At 74.5% G+C, this 18,795-nt stretch carries 15 protein-coding genes; 7 read left to right on the plus strand and 8 right to left on the minus strand.

The features are described 5' to 3' along the window. Positions 1-510 (minus strand): NUDIX hydrolase, encoded by a 510-nt coding sequence (locus ACFFHU_RS24190; protein ID WP_377342498.1) that lies wholly within the window; start codon positions 508-510, stop codon positions 1-3. Between the two features lie 91 nt (positions 511-601). Between ACFFHU_RS24190 and ACFFHU_RS24195 the strand changes: the two genes are divergently transcribed. The 4 genes from ACFFHU_RS24195 to ACFFHU_RS24210 all read left to right on the plus strand — a co-directional run bounded on the left by ACFFHU_RS24195 (position 602) and on the right by ACFFHU_RS24210 (position 6,376). After that, on the plus strand, positions 602-1,099 hold the full coding sequence (locus ACFFHU_RS24195; RefSeq protein ID WP_377342500.1) for a hypothetical protein: 498 nt from the start codon (positions 602-604) through the stop codon (positions 1,097-1,099). A gap of 141 nt (positions 1,100-1,240) precedes the next feature. Continuing rightward, the gene (locus ACFFHU_RS24200) at positions 1,241-3,886 is read left to right on the plus strand and encodes a zinc dependent phospholipase C family protein (RefSeq protein ID WP_377342501.1); all 2,646 of its coding nucleotides are present in this window, start codon (positions 1,241-1,243) and stop codon (positions 3,884-3,886) included. A 506-nt stretch (positions 3,887-4,392) separates the two neighbouring features. Beyond that, positions 4,393-5,451 (plus strand): hypothetical protein, encoded by a 1,059-nt coding sequence (locus tag ACFFHU_RS24205; protein WP_377342502.1) that lies wholly within the window; start codon positions 4,393-4,395, stop codon positions 5,449-5,451. Positions 5,452-5,710: 259 nt separating this feature from the next. Further along, positions 5,711-6,376: a DUF998 domain-containing protein gene (locus ACFFHU_RS24210; RefSeq protein WP_377342503.1), complete on the plus strand. Its 666-nt coding sequence runs from the start codon at positions 5,711-5,713 to the stop codon at positions 6,374-6,376. Positions 6,377-6,493: 117 nt separating this feature from the next. Here the strand turns inward: ACFFHU_RS24210 and ACFFHU_RS24215 are convergent, their stop codons facing one another. After that, positions 6,494-7,528, minus strand: coding sequence for a hypothetical protein (locus ACFFHU_RS24215; protein ID WP_377342504.1), 1,035 nt, complete (start codon positions 7,526-7,528; stop codon positions 6,494-6,496). Positions 7,529-7,685: 157 nt separating this feature from the next. On the opposite strand from ACFFHU_RS24215, the gene ACFFHU_RS24220 reads away from it, so the two are divergent. Together ACFFHU_RS24220 and ACFFHU_RS24225 are read left to right on the plus strand one after the other, a co-directional pair. Continuing rightward, the gene (locus ACFFHU_RS24220) at positions 7,686-8,174 is read left to right on the plus strand and encodes a hypothetical protein (RefSeq protein ID WP_377342505.1); all 489 of its coding nucleotides are present in this window, start codon (positions 7,686-7,688) and stop codon (positions 8,172-8,174) included. Between the two features lie 520 nt (positions 8,175-8,694). Continuing rightward, positions 8,695-11,832 carry an AfsR/SARP family transcriptional regulator gene (locus ACFFHU_RS24225; RefSeq protein WP_377342506.1) on the plus strand — a complete coding sequence of 1,046 codons (3,138 nt, stop codon included), beginning with the start codon at positions 8,695-8,697 and terminating at the stop codon, positions 11,830-11,832. A gap of 8 nt (positions 11,833-11,840) precedes the next feature. Here the strand turns inward: ACFFHU_RS24225 and ACFFHU_RS24230 are convergent, their stop codons facing one another. From ACFFHU_RS24230 to ACFFHU_RS24245, 4 genes are all read right to left on the minus strand, one after another. After that, the gene (locus ACFFHU_RS24230; RefSeq protein WP_377342507.1) at positions 11,841-12,479 is read right to left on the minus strand and encodes a dihydrofolate reductase family protein; all 639 of its coding nucleotides are present in this window, start codon (positions 12,477-12,479) and stop codon (positions 11,841-11,843) included. A gap of 127 nt (positions 12,480-12,606) precedes the next feature. Further along, on the minus strand, positions 12,607-13,548 hold the full coding sequence (locus ACFFHU_RS24235; RefSeq protein WP_377342508.1) for a sugar phosphate isomerase/epimerase family protein: 942 nt from the start codon (positions 13,546-13,548) through the stop codon (positions 12,607-12,609). A gap of 68 nt (positions 13,549-13,616) precedes the next feature. After that, on the minus strand, positions 13,617-14,798 hold the full coding sequence (locus tag ACFFHU_RS24240; RefSeq protein WP_377342509.1) for a DUF993 family protein: 1,182 nt from the start codon (positions 14,796-14,798) through the stop codon (positions 13,617-13,619). Beyond that, the gene (locus tag ACFFHU_RS24245) at positions 14,795-15,970 is read right to left on the minus strand and encodes a Gfo/Idh/MocA family protein (RefSeq protein ID WP_377342510.1); all 1,176 of its coding nucleotides are present in this window, start codon (positions 15,968-15,970) and stop codon (positions 14,795-14,797) included. Before ACFFHU_RS24245 ends, ACFFHU_RS24240 begins: the two co-directional genes overlap by 4 nt. Before the next feature lie 107 nt (positions 15,971-16,077). Here ACFFHU_RS24245 and ACFFHU_RS24250 point away from each other — a divergent pair, with 107 nt between their 5' ends. After that, positions 16,078-17,136: a LacI family DNA-binding transcriptional regulator gene (locus tag ACFFHU_RS24250; protein ID WP_377342511.1), complete on the plus strand. Its 1,059-nt coding sequence runs from the start codon at positions 16,078-16,080 to the stop codon at positions 17,134-17,136. Between the two features lie 156 nt (positions 17,137-17,292). On the opposite strand, the gene ACFFHU_RS24255 is transcribed toward ACFFHU_RS24250, so the two are convergent. Together ACFFHU_RS24255 and ACFFHU_RS24260 are read right to left on the minus strand one after the other, a co-directional pair. Next, positions 17,293-18,129 (minus strand): SMP-30/gluconolactonase/LRE family protein, encoded by an 837-nt coding sequence (locus ACFFHU_RS24255; protein WP_377342512.1) that lies wholly within the window; start codon positions 18,127-18,129, stop codon positions 17,293-17,295. 156 nt (positions 18,130-18,285) lie between these two features. Continuing rightward, the gene (locus ACFFHU_RS24260) at positions 18,286-18,669 is read right to left on the minus strand and encodes a hypothetical protein (protein ID WP_377342513.1); all 384 of its coding nucleotides are present in this window, start codon (positions 18,667-18,669) and stop codon (positions 18,286-18,288) included. Between the last annotated feature and the right edge of the window lie 126 nt (positions 18,670-18,795).

Below are 18,795 nucleotides of genomic sequence, written 5' to 3' on the forward strand. Positions count from 1 at the left end.
TCAGAGCGCGTCCGGCTGCAGGAGCGCCGGGTGGCGTTCCCCGGGCTGGGCGTGCCAGGCCGGCCGGTCCGGGTCGCCGGAGGTCTCGATGCGCAGCCGCGCCCACCCGTCGAGGTCCGGCAGCCGGTCGGGGGCGAACCAGGCGACCTCGGACGACTCGTCGTCGTTGACCCGCGGCTCACCGGCCACGGCCCGGCACCGGAACCAGACGTCCAGGTACTCGCACCGGTCCCCGTTCGGGTAGACCACCGGGTGGGTGGCCACCCCACCGACCCGTTCGATCGCCACCCGCACGCCGGTCTCCTCGTACACCTCGCGCAGCACCGCGTCGGCGGGCTGCTCCCCCGGGTCGACGATGCCGGCCGGCAGCGACCAGCGACCGTTGTCGGTGCGGCGGACCAGCAGCACCCACCCGGCACCGTCCCGGACCACGCCGGTCACGCTGGGCAGCAGCAACAGGTCGGTGCCGACGTGGGCACGCAACCCGGCGACGTACGGGGAGATGGGCACCCGGCGACGCTACCCGCCGGGGCCCGGGTGCTCCCAGCGGTTATCGTGCGGGGACCCGCGGCGGGGGCCGCGGTCCGGGGAGGTTGTTTCGATGCCGAACGATGCCGGCGGCGGCGCCCACCCCGGCGGGGAGCCGATCCGGATCGGTGAGCTGCCGTTCCTCGACGAGCACGGCACCGACATCGCGGCCGGCCCGGAAACGGTCTGGCCGATCCTGGTCGAGGCGGTGGACCGGGCGTTCTCCGGCGCGCGGGCCGCGGCGTACGCCCGGCTGATCGGCTGCGCCGACCCGTTGGCGTCCGGACCGCGGCCGCTGGCCGAGGGTTCGACCGTGCCCGGGTTCCGGGTGGTCGCCGCGGTGCCCGGCGTCGAACTGGCGCTCGCGGGGCGGCACCGGTTCTCGACGTACGCGCTGAGCTTTCACCTGGACCGGGACGGCGCCGGCGGCGTCCGGCTGCGCGCCGAGAGCCGGGCGGCGTTCCCCGGCCCGGCGGGCCGGGCCTACCGGCTCCTCGTGTTCGGCAGCCGTGCGCACGTGATCCTGCTTCGCGGCCTGCTCGCCCGGATCCGCCGACGCGCGCAGCGGTAGCCCGCCGGCGCGGCCCCGCGGGTAGCCGCGAGCCGACTCAGTCCTCGATCTGACCAGGCAGAACCCTTGTCCCACGGGTCCCGCCGGGACGACGCTGCGAGGGCGACACCTCCCGTCGACCCACTTCCCGCGGGGGCGGCCATGCCCGGACACTTCACCCACATCTACACCGCCCGCCGGGTCGCCGACCTGCTCGCGAGCGGCACGTTCACCGACTGGCCGGACCTGGGCGGCGGCGGTGACGCCGTGGCCGGTCTCGATCCGGTCTTCTGCGGTCAGGTGATGCGCAAGTGGGAGAAGTTCACCGCCATCGGCGCCATCGGCCCGGACCTGTTCTTCTTCTCGCAGGACTGGAGCAACGACCTGCTCGGTCCCCGTTCCGACGACATCATGCTGGCCCTGGCCGTCTTCTACTTCTTCGACGCGGCCAAGGAGGACGACTGGGAACCGCTGCTGGTGATCCTCGAGGATGTCGACACGACCCTGACGGCGATCATCCGGTTCCTCATCAAGCTGCAGAAGATCTGGGACGACTTCAAAGCCGTCTGGGACGCCACGGTGGGCCCGCTGGTGGACGCCGCGTCGGAACTGCTGGACGACCTGACCGGCGGGGTGCTCAACGAGTTCAAGACCGGCCTGGAGCAGCTGCTCGACGCGATCGAGGCGATCGGCGTGCAGGAGCTGACCACCTTCGCCGACGTGTGGGGCGCGATGAACACCGTTGTGGCGAAGGGGTTCCCGGAGGACTCGTTCCTGTGGAGCGACATGACCCACTACCGGCGCACGTCGGCGCTGTGCCAGGCGCTGGTCGCCCAGGCGCAGGCGCAGCTCGACGACAGCGACGCCGGGCAGGAACGGTACGAGCAGTTCCTGGCGTACGCGCTGGGCTACATCACCCACATCGGCACCGACACGATCGCGCACTCGTTCGTCAACGAGCAGTGCGGCGGCCCCTACCGGGACCACCCGACCCGGCACCACCTGATCGAGAACCACATCGACGCGTGGAACTACGCGCAGAGCGGCGCCGGTGGCACCATCCCCACCGACCCGTGGGGGAAGACCGACGACTATCCCGAGGTCTCCTCGTCCGCGCTGTGGTTCGCGGTCCAGCTCACCCCGCAGGATCCGCACGGCAAGCAGCGGCCGTCGCCGCTGTCGGACGACCCGGCGGTACGCAAGGAGCAGCTGGACGTGGACGGCGAGATGCCGATGTGGATGGCCGAGTCGATCGTCAGGGCGCTGAAGGAGACCTTCGCCGACCACCCGCACCCGCAAATCTATTCCGGCGACGCGTACCAGCAGCAGATCGACCAGGGCAAGCTCACCGCGGTGGTACGGGCGGTGACCGGCCACGGCCTCGACCGCCCGTTCCAGGAACTGCTGGACGCCATCGCGCCGCCGCCACCGTTCGCGGTGCCGAAGGGCTTCCCGCTGCCCTGGGAGGTGGCCACCGCGTACCGCCTGATGATCACGCTGTACAAGCTCAACTTCAACGGCGGCTGGGAGCTGCCCAAGCCCCGGGTGCCGGACGTGGTGATCGTCCCGCCCATGTCGGACTTCACCAACCTGTTCCAGCCGCCCGACTTCTCCGGGGTGAACGGCGACAACCCGGTCGAGGACGTCTGCGACGTGTTCATCGCGCTGGTGCAGTGGGTCACCAAGGAGATAGCGGCGGTCATCAAGCTGATCGGCGACCTCATCAAGGCCGGGCTGAGCCCGATCACCTACCCGGTCCGGGTGGGGCTCTACGAGATCGCCATGAAGGTGTGGGACATCGCCACCAAGACCCACGACGTGATGGCGCACACCGGCATCCTCATGCCGCACGCCGAGCAGCGGTACCCGGACAACGGCGAGCTGAAGTGGCCGAACGAGATCGACCTGCCGCTGATCACGCTGGGTGGGACCATCGACGGGGCGTTCAAGCAGGCCCTCGCCGACGCCATCGACCCGTTCGGCAACCTCGACCAGGATCAGTCCGTCGTGGTGGCGCACTCCGTACGGGATCCCAACCAGCCGTATTACCCGGTCCTGCGGTACCACGCCGACGGCCGGCCGCCGGAGGACTGGGAATTCCACCGCCCGTGGGCGTACCCGCAGTTCAGCGAGTTCGAGCAGGGCGGGGCGAACACGCTGGTCCCCACGCCGACCGAGACGTACGACCCGAGCAAGAGCGACCCGACCGGACCGCCCGGGGCGTACAAGCCGATGCGGCCCGGGCCGTATCCGGAGGGCACCACCCCGGACCAGGTGTTCTTCCGCACCGACGCCGGGTTCGACGAGCAGGGACGGCTCGGCTACGAGTCGGCGCAGAGCCCGTGGCAGACCGACCAGCTCAACGAGGCGCTCATCGGGCACGCGGAACGGCGGGTCAGCCCGCTCGGCGACCCGGTGCCGTTCTCCGCGTACCTGATCGGGCGGTTGGCCAACCCGACCGACTACGCCACCCAGTTCAACCTGGACGCCGACCGCGGCTACGCGTACCTGACCTGGGACTGGATCCGCGGCGGCCAGACCGGACAGACGGACCTGGGCCAGTCGTACCGGCTGCCGGTGGCCGCGCCGTGGCGGGACACCGCGCGCTGGAAGCAGGGCGCCGAACCCATGCAGCTGACCTACGTCGACCCGCCGCCACCACCGGTGATCATCGAGCTTGGCCCGGGGGCAGGGAGTGCGGCCGGGGACCCGGCGTCCGGAGCCGGGGCGGCCGCGGACGTGCCGGTCAGGGACCCGGCGGGGCACGACGGAACGGCGGAGGACGACCGAGCGGGAGGTGCGTCATGACGGACAGCTGGGGTGCCGCGGTGGCCCGCTGGGGTTTCCGGTCGGACGTCCAGCCGGCCGGCGCGGCCGACCGGAACTGCCCCGACCCGACCGGCTCGGGCGGCGGCTCCCAGGGCGGCGGGGGCGGCTCCGGGGGTGGCGCGACCGGCGGTGGTGGGTCGCAGGGCGGGGGCTCGACCGGCGGGGGCGGCTCGCACGGCGGCGGATCGGGCTGCGACTGCCGCTGCCACGGTTCCGGCTCGGCGGGCGGGCGATGGGCCGACCGGGACGGCTGCCGGGACCACGGCCACCACGGCCACCACCACGGCCGACGCGACCCCGACGGCTGCGGCGGGCACGGTTGCGGCGGGCACCGCGACGGCGACCGCGGGCATGGCGGCGGATGCCGGCACGGCGACGCCGGCCGCGGCTGTGGCTGTGGCCGCGGCTGTGGCTGTGGCTGTGGCTGTGGCTGTGGCTGTGGCTGTGGCTGTGGCTCCGCCGGTCGACCCGGCGGATCGGGCGGCGTGGCCGGCCCGACCATCGGGTGGAAGAACCCCAACCGGCCGGCCCGGCACTACGGCACCAGCACGGGCCGAGTGCCCGGCGGTCAGCTCGATCCCTGCGACTTCGACACGCCGCCGTGGAATACCTGGCCGGGACCGCGCGGCGACCTGTTCCTGCCGTTCCTGTTCCTCCGGGCCAACGCGGGCGACCTGGGCGCGCGTCCGGTGGTCGGGCCGTTCTGGGAGAGCCCGGACGTCCTGCTGCTGGCCGGCACCGACCCCGCGGTCGCCCCGCCGGTCCCGCCCGAACTCGGCCAGACCGCGCTGGCCGGCAAGCCCAACACCCTGTACGCGCACGTGTGGAACTTCGGGCTGGCCCAGGCGCCCAACGTGGTGGTCGAGTTCTACTGGTGCGACCCGTCCCTCGGCATCGGGCCGGCGGGCGCGCACCTGATCGGGCACACCGTGGTCGCGCTCGGAGCCCGGGGCAGCGCCCGGTCGCACGCGGTGGTGAAGTGCCCGACGGCCTGGGTGCCCAGCTTCGTCAACGGCGGCCACGAATGCCTGCTGGTCCGCGCCTGGGACGAGACCAGCGACGGGCTCGGCACCCCGCAGTGGGACGCCGCGCTCAACCGGCACATCGGGCAGCGCAACATCCACGTCATGGCGGCCGGGTCCGGCGCCGCCGGCCGGCCCGGCGAGCTGCTGCTGCCGGCCCCGGCGACGCCGCTGACGCTGAAGGTCGGCCCGCTGTACGGCGAGGCCGCCCAGGTACGGGTCGACCGCGCCGCCCCGCACGAGATGCCGTGGCTCCAGCTGCGCACCGGCACCCGCGGGCATTTCCCGGCCCAGGCACCGGTGACCGGGGACGTCGTGCTGTCGCCGCCCACTCCGATCGGCGGCGGGCCCTCCACCGGCGGCGTCACCGGCACCGAGCACCAGGTCGTCGGCGACGACCAGCAGGTCGCGTTCAGCACCGGCGACGCGGTCCCGGCGCCCGGGCAGGCGCACGTCTACCGGGTCACGGCCAGCCAGCAGGGCCAGGTCTTCGGCGGGTACACGGTCATCCTGCTCGGCTGAGGTCTCATCGCGCCCCGGCCCACGGCCTTGGTCCGACAGCCGGTGACCGCCGCCCACCGCCGGTGGCCGCCACCGCCGTAACGGAGTGTGGCCCAGTCGGAGTCGGTACGGGTCGGGACGGTCATGCCTGACAGTCACAGTCATGACTGTCAGGCATGACGATTTCCCGGACGCCTCGGTCTCCGTACGGCCAGCCCCACCCGGACCCGGCGGCCAGCCCCAGTGCGGTCCCGCTGGCCGGTCTGGTCTGCTCGGCCGCATGAGACCAATTCCCCCGGCCCGGGCGGGCGCGCTGTGCTGGGCCCTGGCCGCGCCGCTGTTCCTGGCCGCCAACCTGGTCACCGGTCTCGGCTGGCGACACCCGCCGTACAGCTGGGCCACAAACAACATCAGTGACCTTGGCAACGTCCACTGCGGAGTATGGGACACCACCAGGCCCCGGTACGTCTGCTCGCCCTGGCACCCCATCATGAACGCCGGAATGCTGCTCACCGGAGCGCTGCTGGCGGCCGGCGTCCTGCTGACCTGGCGTGCCCTCGGCCCGGGCCGGCTCATCCGGGTGGCCCGGTCGCTGCTGCTGCTCGCCGGCGTCGGTTTCGCGCTGGCTGGCGTGTTCCCGGCCGACGCCGACGAGAACTGGCACTTCCTGGCCGCGCTGCTGGTCCTGGGCGCCGGCCCGGTGGGGCTGACGCTGGCCGGCCTCGCTCCCCGGGCCGGCGCGCCCGGCCGGTTACGGCTGCCCACCCTGGCCGCCGGCCTCCTGGCGCTGACCGGCGCGGTGCTCTTCGTGGCCCAGCGGGACGCCGGCATCGGGATGGGCGGGATGGAACGGGTGGCCGCCCTCCCGTACCCGATCTGGGCCTGCTGGATCGGTATCACCCTGTTCGCCGCTGGCGGGCCGGCCCGGCGCATCCGGCGCGGCTAGGGTCGGCACGGCCGGGAGTGTGCGGTGCCGGGCGGCGTGCCCGAGCGGCCGGACCCGACGGCCGGGTAGGTCGGTCCGGGCCCTCCGCCGGCGCGGCGGAGGGCCCGGGACCCCCTGTCAGTCGCCGAACGCGTTCTTCAGCGCGTCGGCCAGCACGCCGTGTCCGGCCAGGTTCGGGTGTGGGCAGCCGCCGAGTCCGGTCTGCTGGATCTGGGCCGTGGGCAACCGGGGCGCGGGCTGGAACGTCACTCCCGCGCGGTTGGGAAGGCCCCGCCAGATGGCGTCGTTCATGTCGGCCGTCCACTGCTGGACGGCCCCCTGCCACCAGTCATCGTCGATCAGGAACCGCGGGTCGGAACCGAACTGGCCCGGCAGCAACCCACGCAGTTTGTCCGACAGCTTGAGGCGGTACGTCTCCGCGAACAGTCCCACATCGAGCCTGGCGGGGGTGATGTCGTAGTAGCCCATCCACACCACCTTGTCGGCACCGGCCGCGATCACGCTGTTCACGATGGCGGTGACGTCCTGCTGGACCTGGTTGAGGCGGAACCGTCCGTCGTAACCCGGGATCGGGATCCGTGCGTGGACGTAATCCGCCCCCGTGATCTTGCCGGTCACCTTGAGATGGCAGGAGCCGCCGTCGATGACCGCGCCCTTGGTCGTCGGGTTCCCGTTGACGTCGAACCAGTCCACCTCGCCCTTCCAGGGGTTCTGGACCTTTGACGCGTAGTAGTCCATCAGGCCGCACTCGGCGATGGCGGTGAGCACGTCGGTCCAGTTGGTGTTGTTCACCCCGCCCGTGCTGACGAAGTAGGCGGCCTTCTTCTCGGCCTTCGCCTGGCTGATCGCCCGGTCGGCCAGCCCGAGCGGCGAGGCCACCCGGTCCCAGGGGTTGTTGCAGGAGTCGGGGTGGTTGGGCATGTTGATGATGTCGGGCGTTCCGAAACCGGTACGGGCGAAGTTGTAATACTCCACCACGTTCTGGTTCAGCGCGGTGGCGTACCTGCCCACGTAGCTGGACATCATGTCGTTGCCGGGCATGGGTGGCTTGCGATCGTCCTGGCGCGTGTTGCCGGCGCAGTCCTTCGGCGGCAGGTGGAAGACGTTCTGGATGTGCGCCGAGGTCACCGAGTCACCGGTGGCCACCACCACGACCGGCTTGTCGGTCCGGTGTCCGGGGCAGAACCGGTCCCGGCGGGCGCTGTCCAGCAGGGCCTGGTCGTCCTCGTCCTCGCCCTTGGCCGTCGAGCACGGCTCCGGATCCCCGGGCCCACCCCCGCCCGGACCACCGCCGCCCGGATCGGTGGCCGTGTCGGTCGGTTCCGCCGTCGGGCTCTCCGACGGCGACTCGCTCGCGCTTTCCGACGGGGAGGCGCTCGCGCTCTCCGACGGCGACGCGCTGCCGCTGTCCGACGGGGAGGCGCTGGTGCTCTCCGACGGCGACGCGCTGCCGCTGTCCGACGGCGACGGGCTCGCGCTGTCGGACGGCGACGCACTGCCGCTCCCCGACGGCGACGCGCTGGCGCTCTCGGACGGCGACGCGCTGGCGCTCCCGCTCGCCGACGGTGAGCCGCTCGGGCTGCCGCTGGCGCTGGGGTCGGAGCTGCCGCAGGGACTGGGACTGCCGCTCGGGCTCGGACTGCCGGTCGGGCTCGCGCTGCCGGTCGGGCTCGCGCTCTCCGGACCACTCGGGCTCGGGCTGCCGCTGCGGGTCGGGCTGGGGCTGGCGGTGGGCTCGGCGGTCCAGGTGTTGTCGTTGGTCGGCAGCGCCGTGCCGATCGCACCGAGCCGGTCCTGACGCGAGCCCCGGACGCCCGCCTGTTGCCGGCCGCGGGCGGCGGGCCGCCGGGCAGCCGGGGCGGCCGGGGCGGTGCTGTCGGTCGGTGAGGCGCTGGGGCAGTCGTGCGCGTCCCGCCAGTCGTCGTCCAGCGCGGTCTGCACGTCCGGCGGCAGCGGCCCGTCCGGGATGCAGGGGTCGAAGGTCCAATTGGTGTGTACGCCGCGATAGTCGATCTCACGTACGCAGGTCGAGGGGTCCTGACCGGGCGTGGCCGCCACGGCCCGGACGGTCAGCGGCGACCGGGGGGTCGCCCAGACGCTCCCGCCGATCAGCAGGGTGAGCGTGGCCAGCGAGGCCAGCAGACCGGCGACGGCTCGCCAGGCTCTTTCCTTGGCACGGAACGCGGATCTCATGAGCAGGCGTCTCCTCTCGATGCCGGCCGTCGGCGACGCCGAAGAGCGGCCGGCGCCCCGATTCGGCAAGGTAGTGACGTGGAATAATTCGTCGATGAATCCGCGGTGAAGCGAGGGGACGGCTCGTGCGGATACAGGTGCTGGGGCCGCTGCGCGTCTGGGACGGCGGCCGGTGGACGGCGGTCAACGCGCCGCACCACCGGATCGTGCTGTCGGTGCTGCTGGCCGAGGCCGGCCGGCCGGTCCCGAAGGACCGCCTGGTCCACGACATCTGGGGCGAGCGGCCGACCCGGACCGCGGCCAGCGCGGTCAACGGGTACGTGATGCGGCTGCGCCGGCTGCTCCGCGCGGGCGGCGCCGGCGACGTGCTCACCCGGCCCGCCGGTTACGAGCTGACCGCCGACGACGACGCCGTCGACGTGCGGGTCTTCGAACGCATGCTGCGGACCGGCAAGCGGCACGTGGCCGGCGGGCAGGTGGCGGACGGCGTACGGCAGCTCGAGGCCGCGTTGGCGCTGTGGCGCGGCCCCGCCCTCGCCGACGTTCCCGGCACGCTGCTGGTGGCCAGCGAGGCGGACCGGCTGGACCAGCTGCGCCTGGCCGCCCGGGAGGAGCTGCTCGGCGCGCAGCTGGAGCTGGGCCGGCACGCCGAGGTCGTCGAGGAGCTGTCCGCGCTGGTCCGGGAGAACCCGCTGCGGGAACGGCTGTGCCGGCATCTCATGATCGCCCTCTACCGCTGCGGGCGGCGGGCGGAGGCGCTGGACGCGTACCGGCGGGTGCGCGCGGTGCTCACGGCCGAGACCGGGCTCGAACCGGGTCCCGAGCTGCAGGCGGTGGAGCAGGCGGTGCTCACCGACGACCGGGGGCTGGCCGCGCCCGCGGTCCGCCCGGTGGCGCCGGCGCAGCTGCCGGCCGCGGTGGCCGACTTCGCCGGCCGGCACGACGTGCTGGCCGCCCTGGACGCGGTGGCCCGGGGGCGCCCGGCGCCGCCGGTGGTGATCGCGGGTCTGGCCGGGGTGGGCAAGACCGCGCTCGCGGTGCGTTGGGCGCACGCCGTACGGGCCGACTTCCCGGACGGTCAGCTCTTCGTTGACCTGCGCGGCCACTCCCTGCGGCCGGCCGTCCAGCCGATGGAGGCGCTCGCCGGCTTCCTGGTGGCGCTCGGGGTGCCCCCCGAACAGATCCCGGGGCAGCTCGACGAGGCGGTGGCGCTGTACCGCAGCGTGACGGCCGTGCGGCGGATCCTGGTGCTGCTGGACAACGCCGGCCACCCGGACCAGGTGCGTCCGCTGCTGCCGGGCGGTCCCGGCTGCCTCGTGCTGATCACCAGCCGCGATCAGCTGCGCGGGCTCACCGCCCGGGAGGGCGCCGTCGGCCTGCCGCTGGAGGTCCTGCCCGTGGACGAGGCGCGGGCGTTGCTGCGTACCCTGCTGCCCGGCGCGGCCGACGCGGACGCGGCCGAGCTGGCCCGGCTCTGCGGCTACCTCCCGCTGGCCATCCGGATCGCCGCGGCCAACCTCCGGGCCGAGGCGACCCCGGTCGCCCGGTACAACCGGCGGCTCGCCGCCGGGGACCGGCTGGCCACCCTGGGCGTCCGCGGCGACGCCATGTCGGCCACCGGCACGGCCTTCGACCTGTCGTACGGAGCGCATCCCCCGGCGGCGCGCCGGCTGTTCCGGCTGCTCGGCATCGCGCCCGGCGACACGGTGGCCGCCCCCGCGGCCGCGGCGCTGGCCGGCCTGCCGGTGGCCGAGGCCGGGGCGCTGCTGGACGCCCTCGCCACCGCCCACCTGCTGGAACGGGCCGCGCCGGACCGCTACCGCTGGCACGACCTGGTACGCCTCTACGCCCGCCGGCGCTGCCTGGCCGAGGACCCCGACCGGGACGCGGCCCTCGCTCGGCTCTACCGGTACTACCTGCGCACGATGGACCGGGCGGCCCGGCTGCTCTACCCGACCGTGGTGCGTCTCCCGCTGCCGGCAGCTGCCGACCCACGCCGCGACGCGGACGCGGACCCCGCTCCGGCCGGCGACCCCGCCACAGATGCCGACCCCGGTCCGGACGTCGACCCCGACCCCGACGCCGACCCCGCCACAGATGCCGACCCCGGTCCGGACGTCGACCCCGACCCGGACGCCGACCCCGACCTCGGCGCGGCCGCCGGGCGCCGGTTCGCCAGCCCGGCCGAGGCGCTGGCCTGGGTGGAGGCGGAACGGGCCAACCTGACCGCGGCGATCCGGTCGGCCGGGCCGGCGCACCGGGAGGCCGCCTGGCGGCTGACCGACCAGCTGCGCTGGCATCTGGACTTCACGGCGCCGTCGGCGGAATGGCTGCCCGTCACCGAGGCCGCGCTCGGGCACGCCCGCGCCGACAACCACCCGCTCGGGCAGGCGGCCGCCCACCTGAGCCGGGCCACCGTGCTGCTGAGCGGCAGCCGGTACGACGAGGCCATCGCGGACTTCCACCGGGTGCTCGACTTCGCCCGCGACGGCGGCTGGGCCGAGGGCCAGACCTGCGCGCTGAGCAACCTCGCACACGTCTACTTCGAGACGGGCCGGCTGGACCTGGCCGCCCGGCACACGATCGAGGCCCTGGACATCGACACCCGGATCGGCCGGACCGCCGGGCAGCTGTCCCGGCTGGCCAACCTCGGCAACATCCGGCTCCAGCAGGGCCGCCTGGCCGAGGCCGTGGAGTACTGCCAGCGCGTCATCGAGCTGGAAGGGCAGGTCGGCGAGTGGCACGGGCAGGGCACCGCGCACGGCTGCCTGGGCGAGGCGTACCTGCTGTTGGGACGGCACGAGGACGCGCTCGGCTACCTGACGGAGGCCCTGGCCCGGCACCGCCGGGCCAGGGCGCGCAGCTGCGAGGCCGACACCCTGCGACTGCTGGCCGCCGGGAACGGCGCGGCCGGCCGCCTGGTCGAGGCGCAGGCCCTGGCCGCGCAGGCGCTGCTCATCGCCCGCGAGGTCGGCGACCGGTGGGTCGAGGCACAGGCCCTGCTCGCGCAGGCCGATCTGGAGCTGACGGCCGGGGACGCCGAGCCGGCCGGCGCGCACCTGCGCCAGGTGCTGGCCCTGGCCCGCGGCGACGGCGGCCGGCACGCCGAGGCGCAGGCCCTGATCGGGCTGGCCCGGGCCGCGCGGCTGGGTGGCGCCGACCAGCTCGACGAGGCCCGGGCGTACGGCACGGCCGCGTTGACCATCTGCCGGGAGTTCGGCTACCGGCTGCTGGAGCAGAACGCGCTGGCCGTGCTGCCCTAGGGTCTGGGTCAGGCGCCGACACCGCGGTCGGGGGCGCTCATGTCCCCCGTGCCGGGCGTGCCGTCGGCGAGCCCGTAGCGCAGGTAAACGGTGCCCTTGGCGCCGGCCGCCGGCGGCTCCAGGAGGGTGAGGTTGGTGGGCACCGCGCCGCCGTCGAACACCCGCTTCCCGACGCCGAGCGTGATGGGGTGCACCCAGAGGTCGAGCCGGTCGAAGAGCTTCTCCCGCAGCAGGGTCTGCACCAGATCCAGGCTCCCGACCACCCGCACGTGCTCGTGCCGGTCACGGATCTCGCGTACGGCGGCCGCCAGGTCCGGGCCGAGCTGGGTGGACCCGGCCCACGGGAGTTCGGGCCGGCCGCGGGAGGCCACGTACTTCGGGACGCCGTTGAACAGCGCGGCTATCTCGCCGTCCTCGCCACCCTGCTGGTGCGGCCAGTACGCCGCGAAGATGTCGTACGTCCGCCGGCCGAGCAGGAGGGCGTCGGTGCCCTCGTACGCGGCGCCCACCTGAGCGCCGGTGACCTCGTCGAGCAGGGGCGCCTGCCAGCCGCCGAACGGGAACCCCGCGGGATCCTCCTCGGGGCCGCCGGGCGCCTGCGCGACGAGGTCGAGGGTGGCGAACAGCTCGATGTGGACGAGTCCCATGGTGTGCTCCCGATGAGTCGGTCGTTCCGGTCGGGAGTTGGACCGGGCAACGCCCGCGGACTCATCGGTGCCCGCGCCACCCATCGCGCGGATCACGGAGTTTGGGCGCGCCGGGCGAACCGCGGGTTCAGCCGCCGGTCACGCCGGCCCGGGCGAAAGCCACCGCGGTACGCGCCGCCACCGCGGCCGGGTCGTCGGCCCACAGCGCCGCGTTGAACACCTCGACCTCGACATCGCCGCGGTAGCCCGCGGCCTCGACGGCGGCGCTCAACGCCGGCAGGTCGATGTGCCCCTCCCCGGGCAGCCCCCGGGACAGCAGGACGTCCGGACCGAGTGGGGTGGTCCAGTCCCCCACCTGGTAGCTGGCGATCCGACCACCGCGACCGGCCCGGTCCAGCTGCCCGGGCAGCGCCGGATCCCACCACACGTGGTACGCGTCCACCACGACCCCGACGGCCGCGGCCGGGAACTGCTCGGCCAGCTCCAGCGCCTGACCGAGCGTCGACAGCACGCCGCGGTCGGCCGCGAACATCGGGTGCATCGGCTCCAGGGCAAGCACGACGCCGGCGGCGAGCGCGTCGTCGACCAGCTCGGCCACCGCGTCCCGGGCCCGCTCCCGGGCAGCCACCAGATCCCGGTCGCCCGGCGGGAGGCCGCCGGCCACCAGCACGAGCACCGGCGCGCCGCCGGGAGCGCCGGCGGCGGCCAGCGCCGCCGTCTCCTCGATGGCGCGCCGGTTGTCGTCGATGGCCGCCCGCCGGGCCGGCCCGGCGGGGCCGGTGAAGAACCCGCCCCGGCACAGGCTGGTCACCCGCAGGCCGGAGTCGGCCACCAGCCGGCAGGCCTGGTCGAGCCCCACGGCCGCGACCGGTTCCCGCCACAGCCCGATGGCGCCGATCCCGGCCGCCCGGGTGACCCGGAGGGCGTCGGCCAGGCCGGCGTGCTTGATGGTGGCCTGGTTCAGCGACAACCGCCGGTGCGCGGCGGGCCGGGAACTGCGGCCCGCCAACGCGGCGGCCCCACCAGCCGCCGGCGCGGCGGCCCCACCACCCTCCGGCGCGGCGGTCACGGGACCCGCCGGCACGGCGGCCCCAGCACCCGCCGGCACGGCGGCCCCAGCACCGGCCGGCGCGGCGGTCACGGGACCGCCACCCGGACCGGACGGGCCACCCCGTGCAGCGCCAGCAGCGCGTTCCAGCGCCGGGCGGCCTGGTCCGGGTCCTCCAGCGCGCCGGCCTCATCGGCCAGGCGGACAAGCTCCGACAGGTGCGGCAGGCTGCGCCCGGAGTGCAGGCCGCCGACCATCGCGAAGGACGGCTGGTGGCCGTTGAGCCAGGCCAGGAACGCGATGCCGGTCTTGTAGTAGGCGGTGGGCGGCCCGAAGACGTGCCGCGACAGCGGCTCGGTGGGCCCGAGCAGCCGCCGGTACCCGTCCGGGTCGCCGGCGTCGAGCGCGGCGATCGCCGCGGCGGCCAGCGGCGCGATCCCGGCGAACGCCCCGAGCAGGGCCTGCGAGTGCCGCTCGCCGTCGCCCGCGATCAGGTCCACGTAGTGGTAGTCGTCGCCGGTGAACATCTCCACCCCGCGCGGCAGGCGCGCCCGCAGCGCCACCTCGGCCCCGGCGTCGAGCAGGCTCAGCTTGATTCCCCGTACCCGGTCCGGGGCGTGCTCGATGATCCGCAGAGCCACGTCGGCGGCCGCGGCCGGGTCGGCCGAGCCGAAGTAGCCGTGCAGCTGGGCGTCGAACGCCGCGCCGAGCCAGTGCAGCAGCACCGGCCGGCCGGCGCGGGCGATGACCTCGCGGTAGACGTGCTCGTAGTCGCCCGGGCCGGCGGCCGCCCGGGCCAGGTGGCGGCTGGCCATCAGCACCACGCCGGCGCCCTGGTCCTCCGCGTACTGCAGCTGCTCGACGTACGCGTCGATGACCCGGCGGATCGGGATCACCTCGTCCGGCACGTGGTCGGTGTTCACGCCCACCACGAGGGCCCCGCGTACCGAGCGGGCGGCTGCGGCGGACCGGGCGATGAGCTCGCGGGTGGCCGCCGGGTCCAGCCCCATGTTGCGCTGCGCGGTGTCCATCGCGTCGGCCACACCGAGGCCGGTGGACCAGAGGTGGTGCCGGAAGGCCAGCGTGGCGTCCCAGTCAAGGTCGGCGGGGGCGCCGGGAACGTTCTCCGCGCCGACCCGCGGCACCACGTGCGCCGCGGCGTACCCGATCCGGGACCGCAACGGCAGCTCCGGCCGGCCGGGCGCCGCCGGCGGCCCCAGCCGCCACGGCCTGGCCCGGCCGTCCGGGTCCAGGAGCACGACCTCGCTCACCGGGTGGCCACCTCGGCCTCGCCGACGCCGGCGTCGGCCACCCGGAGCCGCCGCCCGGTACGCGAGCTCTCCAGCCCGAGTTCGGCCAGCCGCACTCCGCGGGCGCCGGACCGGAAGTCGTACGGATGCGGTCCGTCCTCGACAACGTGCCGGATGAACTGCTCCCACTGGGCCTTGAAGCCGTTCTCCGCCGGGTCGTTGTCGGGCACCGGCAGCCAGTCCCCGAGGTAGTCGTGCGGATCCGGGACGTCCGGGTTCCACACCGGCCTCGGCGTCGCGTTGCGCGGTTGGATGCGGCAGTCGAACAGCCCGACCACCGCGCTGCCGTGCGTGCCGTCGACCTGGAACTCGACCAGCTCGCGGCGGTGCACCCGCACGGCCCAGCTCGAGTTGATCTGCGCCACCACCCCACCGGCCAGCTCGAAGACGCCGTACGCCGCGTCGTCGGCGGTGGCCGCGTACGGCCGGCCACGCTCGTCGATCCGGCTGGAGACGTGCGTGACGGCCCGGGCGTACACCGACTCCACCCGGCCGAACAGGTTCTCCAGCACGTAGTTCCAGTGCGGGAACATGTCCACCACGATGCCGCCGCCGTCCTCGGCCCGGTAGTTCCAGCTGGGCCGCTGGGCGGCCTGCCAGTCGCCCTCGAACACCCAGTAGCCGAACTCGCCGCGCACCGAGAGGATCTGTCCGAAGAAGCCGGACTCCACCAGCCGGCCGAGCTTGCGCAGGCCGGGCAGGAAGAGCTTGTCGTGCACCACCCCGTTGCGGATCCCGGCCGCCTCGGCCAGCTCCGCCAGCTCGAGGGCCTCGGCGTACGTCTCGGCGGTGGGCTTCTCGGTGTAGATGTCCTTACCGGCCGCGATCGCCCGCCGGATAGCCGCCGGGCGCGCCCTGGTGACCTGGAAGTCGGCGTAGATCCGCCACCGGTCCTCCTCGAGCGCGGCGGCCAGGTCGGTGGTCCAGTCCTCGATCCCGTGCCGCTCGGCCAGCTCCCGTAGCGCGTCGGCGCGGCGCCCCACGAGCAGCGGCCGGACCTGGACCCGCTCCCCCGAGGCGAGCGGGACGCCCCCCTGCTCCCGGATGGCCAGGATCGATCGCAACAGGTGCTGGCGGTACCCCATCCGGCCGGTGACGCCGTTCATGATGATGCCGAGAGGCTTCGGTGCCATGCCGGGCACCCTCCTTTACGTATGGGAAAGCGCTTACCAAGATAGGGGGCGGCGTGGCCGAAGACAAGGCGTCGCCCACCGTTTGGTCGCGCACTACGCTCGCGGCCATGAACCAGAGCAGGTCCGACCGGTCCCGCCGGGCGAGCGGCCCGGCGACGTTGCGCGAGGTGGCCGAGCGGGCCGGCGTGTCGCTGGCAACCGCATCCCGGGTGCTCAACGGCAGCACCCGGGTGGTCAACCCCGAGTTGGCCGCCCGGGTCGACCGCGCGGCCGCCGAGCTGCGGTACGTCTCCAACGCCCCGGCGCAGGCGCTCGCCCGGGCCACCACCTCGGTGGTGGGCCTGATCGTGCACGAGGTGGACGACCCGTACTTCGCCGCCATCGCGGCCGGGGCCATGCGGGTGGCGACCGGCTCCGGCCTGCTCACCATGCTCGCCAGCACCTTCCGGGACGCCGACCGCGAGGTCGACTACGTCCGCCGGTTCCAGGCCCAGCGGGTACGCGCGCTGCTGCTGACCGGCAGCGGCCGGGCCGACGACGGCGGGCGGCTGGGCGACGCCCTCGCCGAGTTCGTCGAGCGCGGCGGCCGGGTCGCCGTGATCAGCGACCACGCCCTGCCCTACGACGCGGTGCTGCCGGCCAACGAGCGCGGCGGCGCCCAGGTGGCGCGGCTGCTGCACGATCTCGGGCACCGGGACGTCGGGGTGATCAGCGGACCGGCCGAGCTGACCACCGTGCGGCTCCGGCTCGCCGGATTCTGCGACGAGTGGCGGCGGCTCGGGGGCGAGCTGCCGGACGAGGCCCTGTGCACCGCCGACTTCTCCCGGGCCGGCGGGCGCTCGGCGTGCGTGGAGCTGATGGAGCGCCGGCCGGGGACCACCGCCATCTTCGCGCTGAACGACCTCATGGCCGTCGGCGCGCTCGCCGCGCTGCCGGACCTCGGGCTGCTGGTCCCGCGGGACCTCTCCGTGGTCGGCTTCGACGACCTCTGGTTCAGCGCGGACGTCCAGCCCTCGCTGACCACCGTCCGGCTGCCGCTGGAGGAGATGGGCGCCCGCGCCATGTCGCTGGTGCTCGACGCGCCCTCGAACCGGCCGCACCGGGTGCACTTCCCGGCCGAGCTGGTCGTACGCGGCACCACCGGCCCCCGGCGGAGCACCGGCTGAGCAGGGCCGACTCCGCCGCGCCCGGTCCGCCGGCCGGACCGGAAACCGATTGCCCCCGGACCCGACCCACGGCCGGATCCGCGGCCGGATCCGCGGCCGGATCCGCGGCCCGGGCAAGCCTGTCCGGGACGGGTCCCGGCGGGGCGCCGGCAGCGGTCACGGCCAGCCGGCGCCCGGCACGTCGACCTCGACCGCGAGCAGCCGACCGGTGCCCGCCGGCACCATCTCGGGCACCCCCCGCCAGGTCGCCGCCGTGATGAACAGGGTGGTGCCACCGGGGCCGCCGAGCACGCAGGCGAAGCAACCCCGGTCCACCTCGACCGTACGGATCACCCGACCGCCCTCGGCCACCCGTACGCACCGTTGGTGGGGCACGTCGGCGTACCAGACCGCCCCTTCGGCATCCACGCAGATGCCGTCCGGGGCGGCATCCCCGAGCCCAGCCCAGACCCGGCGGCCGGACAGGGCGCCGTCGTCGGCCATGTCGAAGGCCACCAGCTCGTTCCGGTAGGAATCGGCGACGATCAGGGTGGCATTGTCCGCCGTGACCGCCATCCCGTTGGGAAAGGCGATGTCGTCGGCCACGTCCCGCACCGCGCCGTCCCGGCCGACCAGCGCGACCGAGCCCGGTCGGAACTCGGCGCCGGACATCATGTCGAAACCGACCCGGTTGACGTACGCGTTGCCCCGGCCGTCGATCACGATGTCGTTCCAGCCCGGCCGGCCGAGCTCGGCGTGCCGGGCCAGGGTCCCGTCCGGCTCGCGCCGCAGCAGCCGGCCGGCCGGCGAGTCCACCAGGACCAGCCGGTCGTCCGGATCCCAGGCCGTGCACAGCGGCAGTGACGCCACCCGGGCCACCACCTCCGGGCGACCCGCGAGGTCGACGGCGAGCACCTCCCCGCTGGACCAGTCCGAGACGTACAACCGGTCGCCGTGCCAGCGGGGCGACTCGAGCAGCCCGCGACCCCCGAGCACCGTTCGGACCGTACCCATCCCGCCACCGCCCCTTCGCGCGGTCCACCGGCGACCTGCCGGCGGCCCTGCTGGCTATACGAACCGCCCGGGCCCGGATCGACACGCCGGCCGGGTTCCGGCAGGGACCGCCGGGCGTCCGGGTGCCGGCCGGGCGAGCCGCGGCCCGGCCGGGCGTTACCGGCCGGCTGCGCCCAGCCTGGTCGCGACCAACGCCTGGAGGTTGTCCCGGCAGCGCAACAGGAACGTCGCGATCTCATCGAAGACCGCCGGATCGACCCGGGTGTCCTCCCGCCACAGGGCACGCAGGGCCGACTGGCTGCGCGCCAGCTGGGTGGCCGCGCCCTCGACGTGCCGGATGAACTCCTCGCGGTGCGCGAGCGCGGCGAACTGCACCGACCCGCGGGCCGCGCGCAACGGCTCACCGGGCCGGGCGAAGACGGCGGCCGCGTCCCCGCCGGCCTGGTCCGCGCCGATCCAGGCGAGCACGTGCTCCAGCTCGGTGGCCGCCACGGTCATCCGGCCGATCGCGGTGAGGGTCTGCTCGGGAATCCGGGGCACCCGTTGCTCCTATGTCAAGCCGCTGCCGGAAGCAAGTCCGGCAGGGCTGGTTGTTGATCTTTAAGTAGGTTGAAGACGATGCGGGCGAGTCGGCGTTTGAGCGCTCTGAGGGCTTCCATGGTGGTG

The organism is Plantactinospora siamensis (assembly GCF_042434095.1).
Lineage (GTDB): Bacteria > Actinomycetota > Actinomycetes > Mycobacteriales > Micromonosporaceae > KBS50.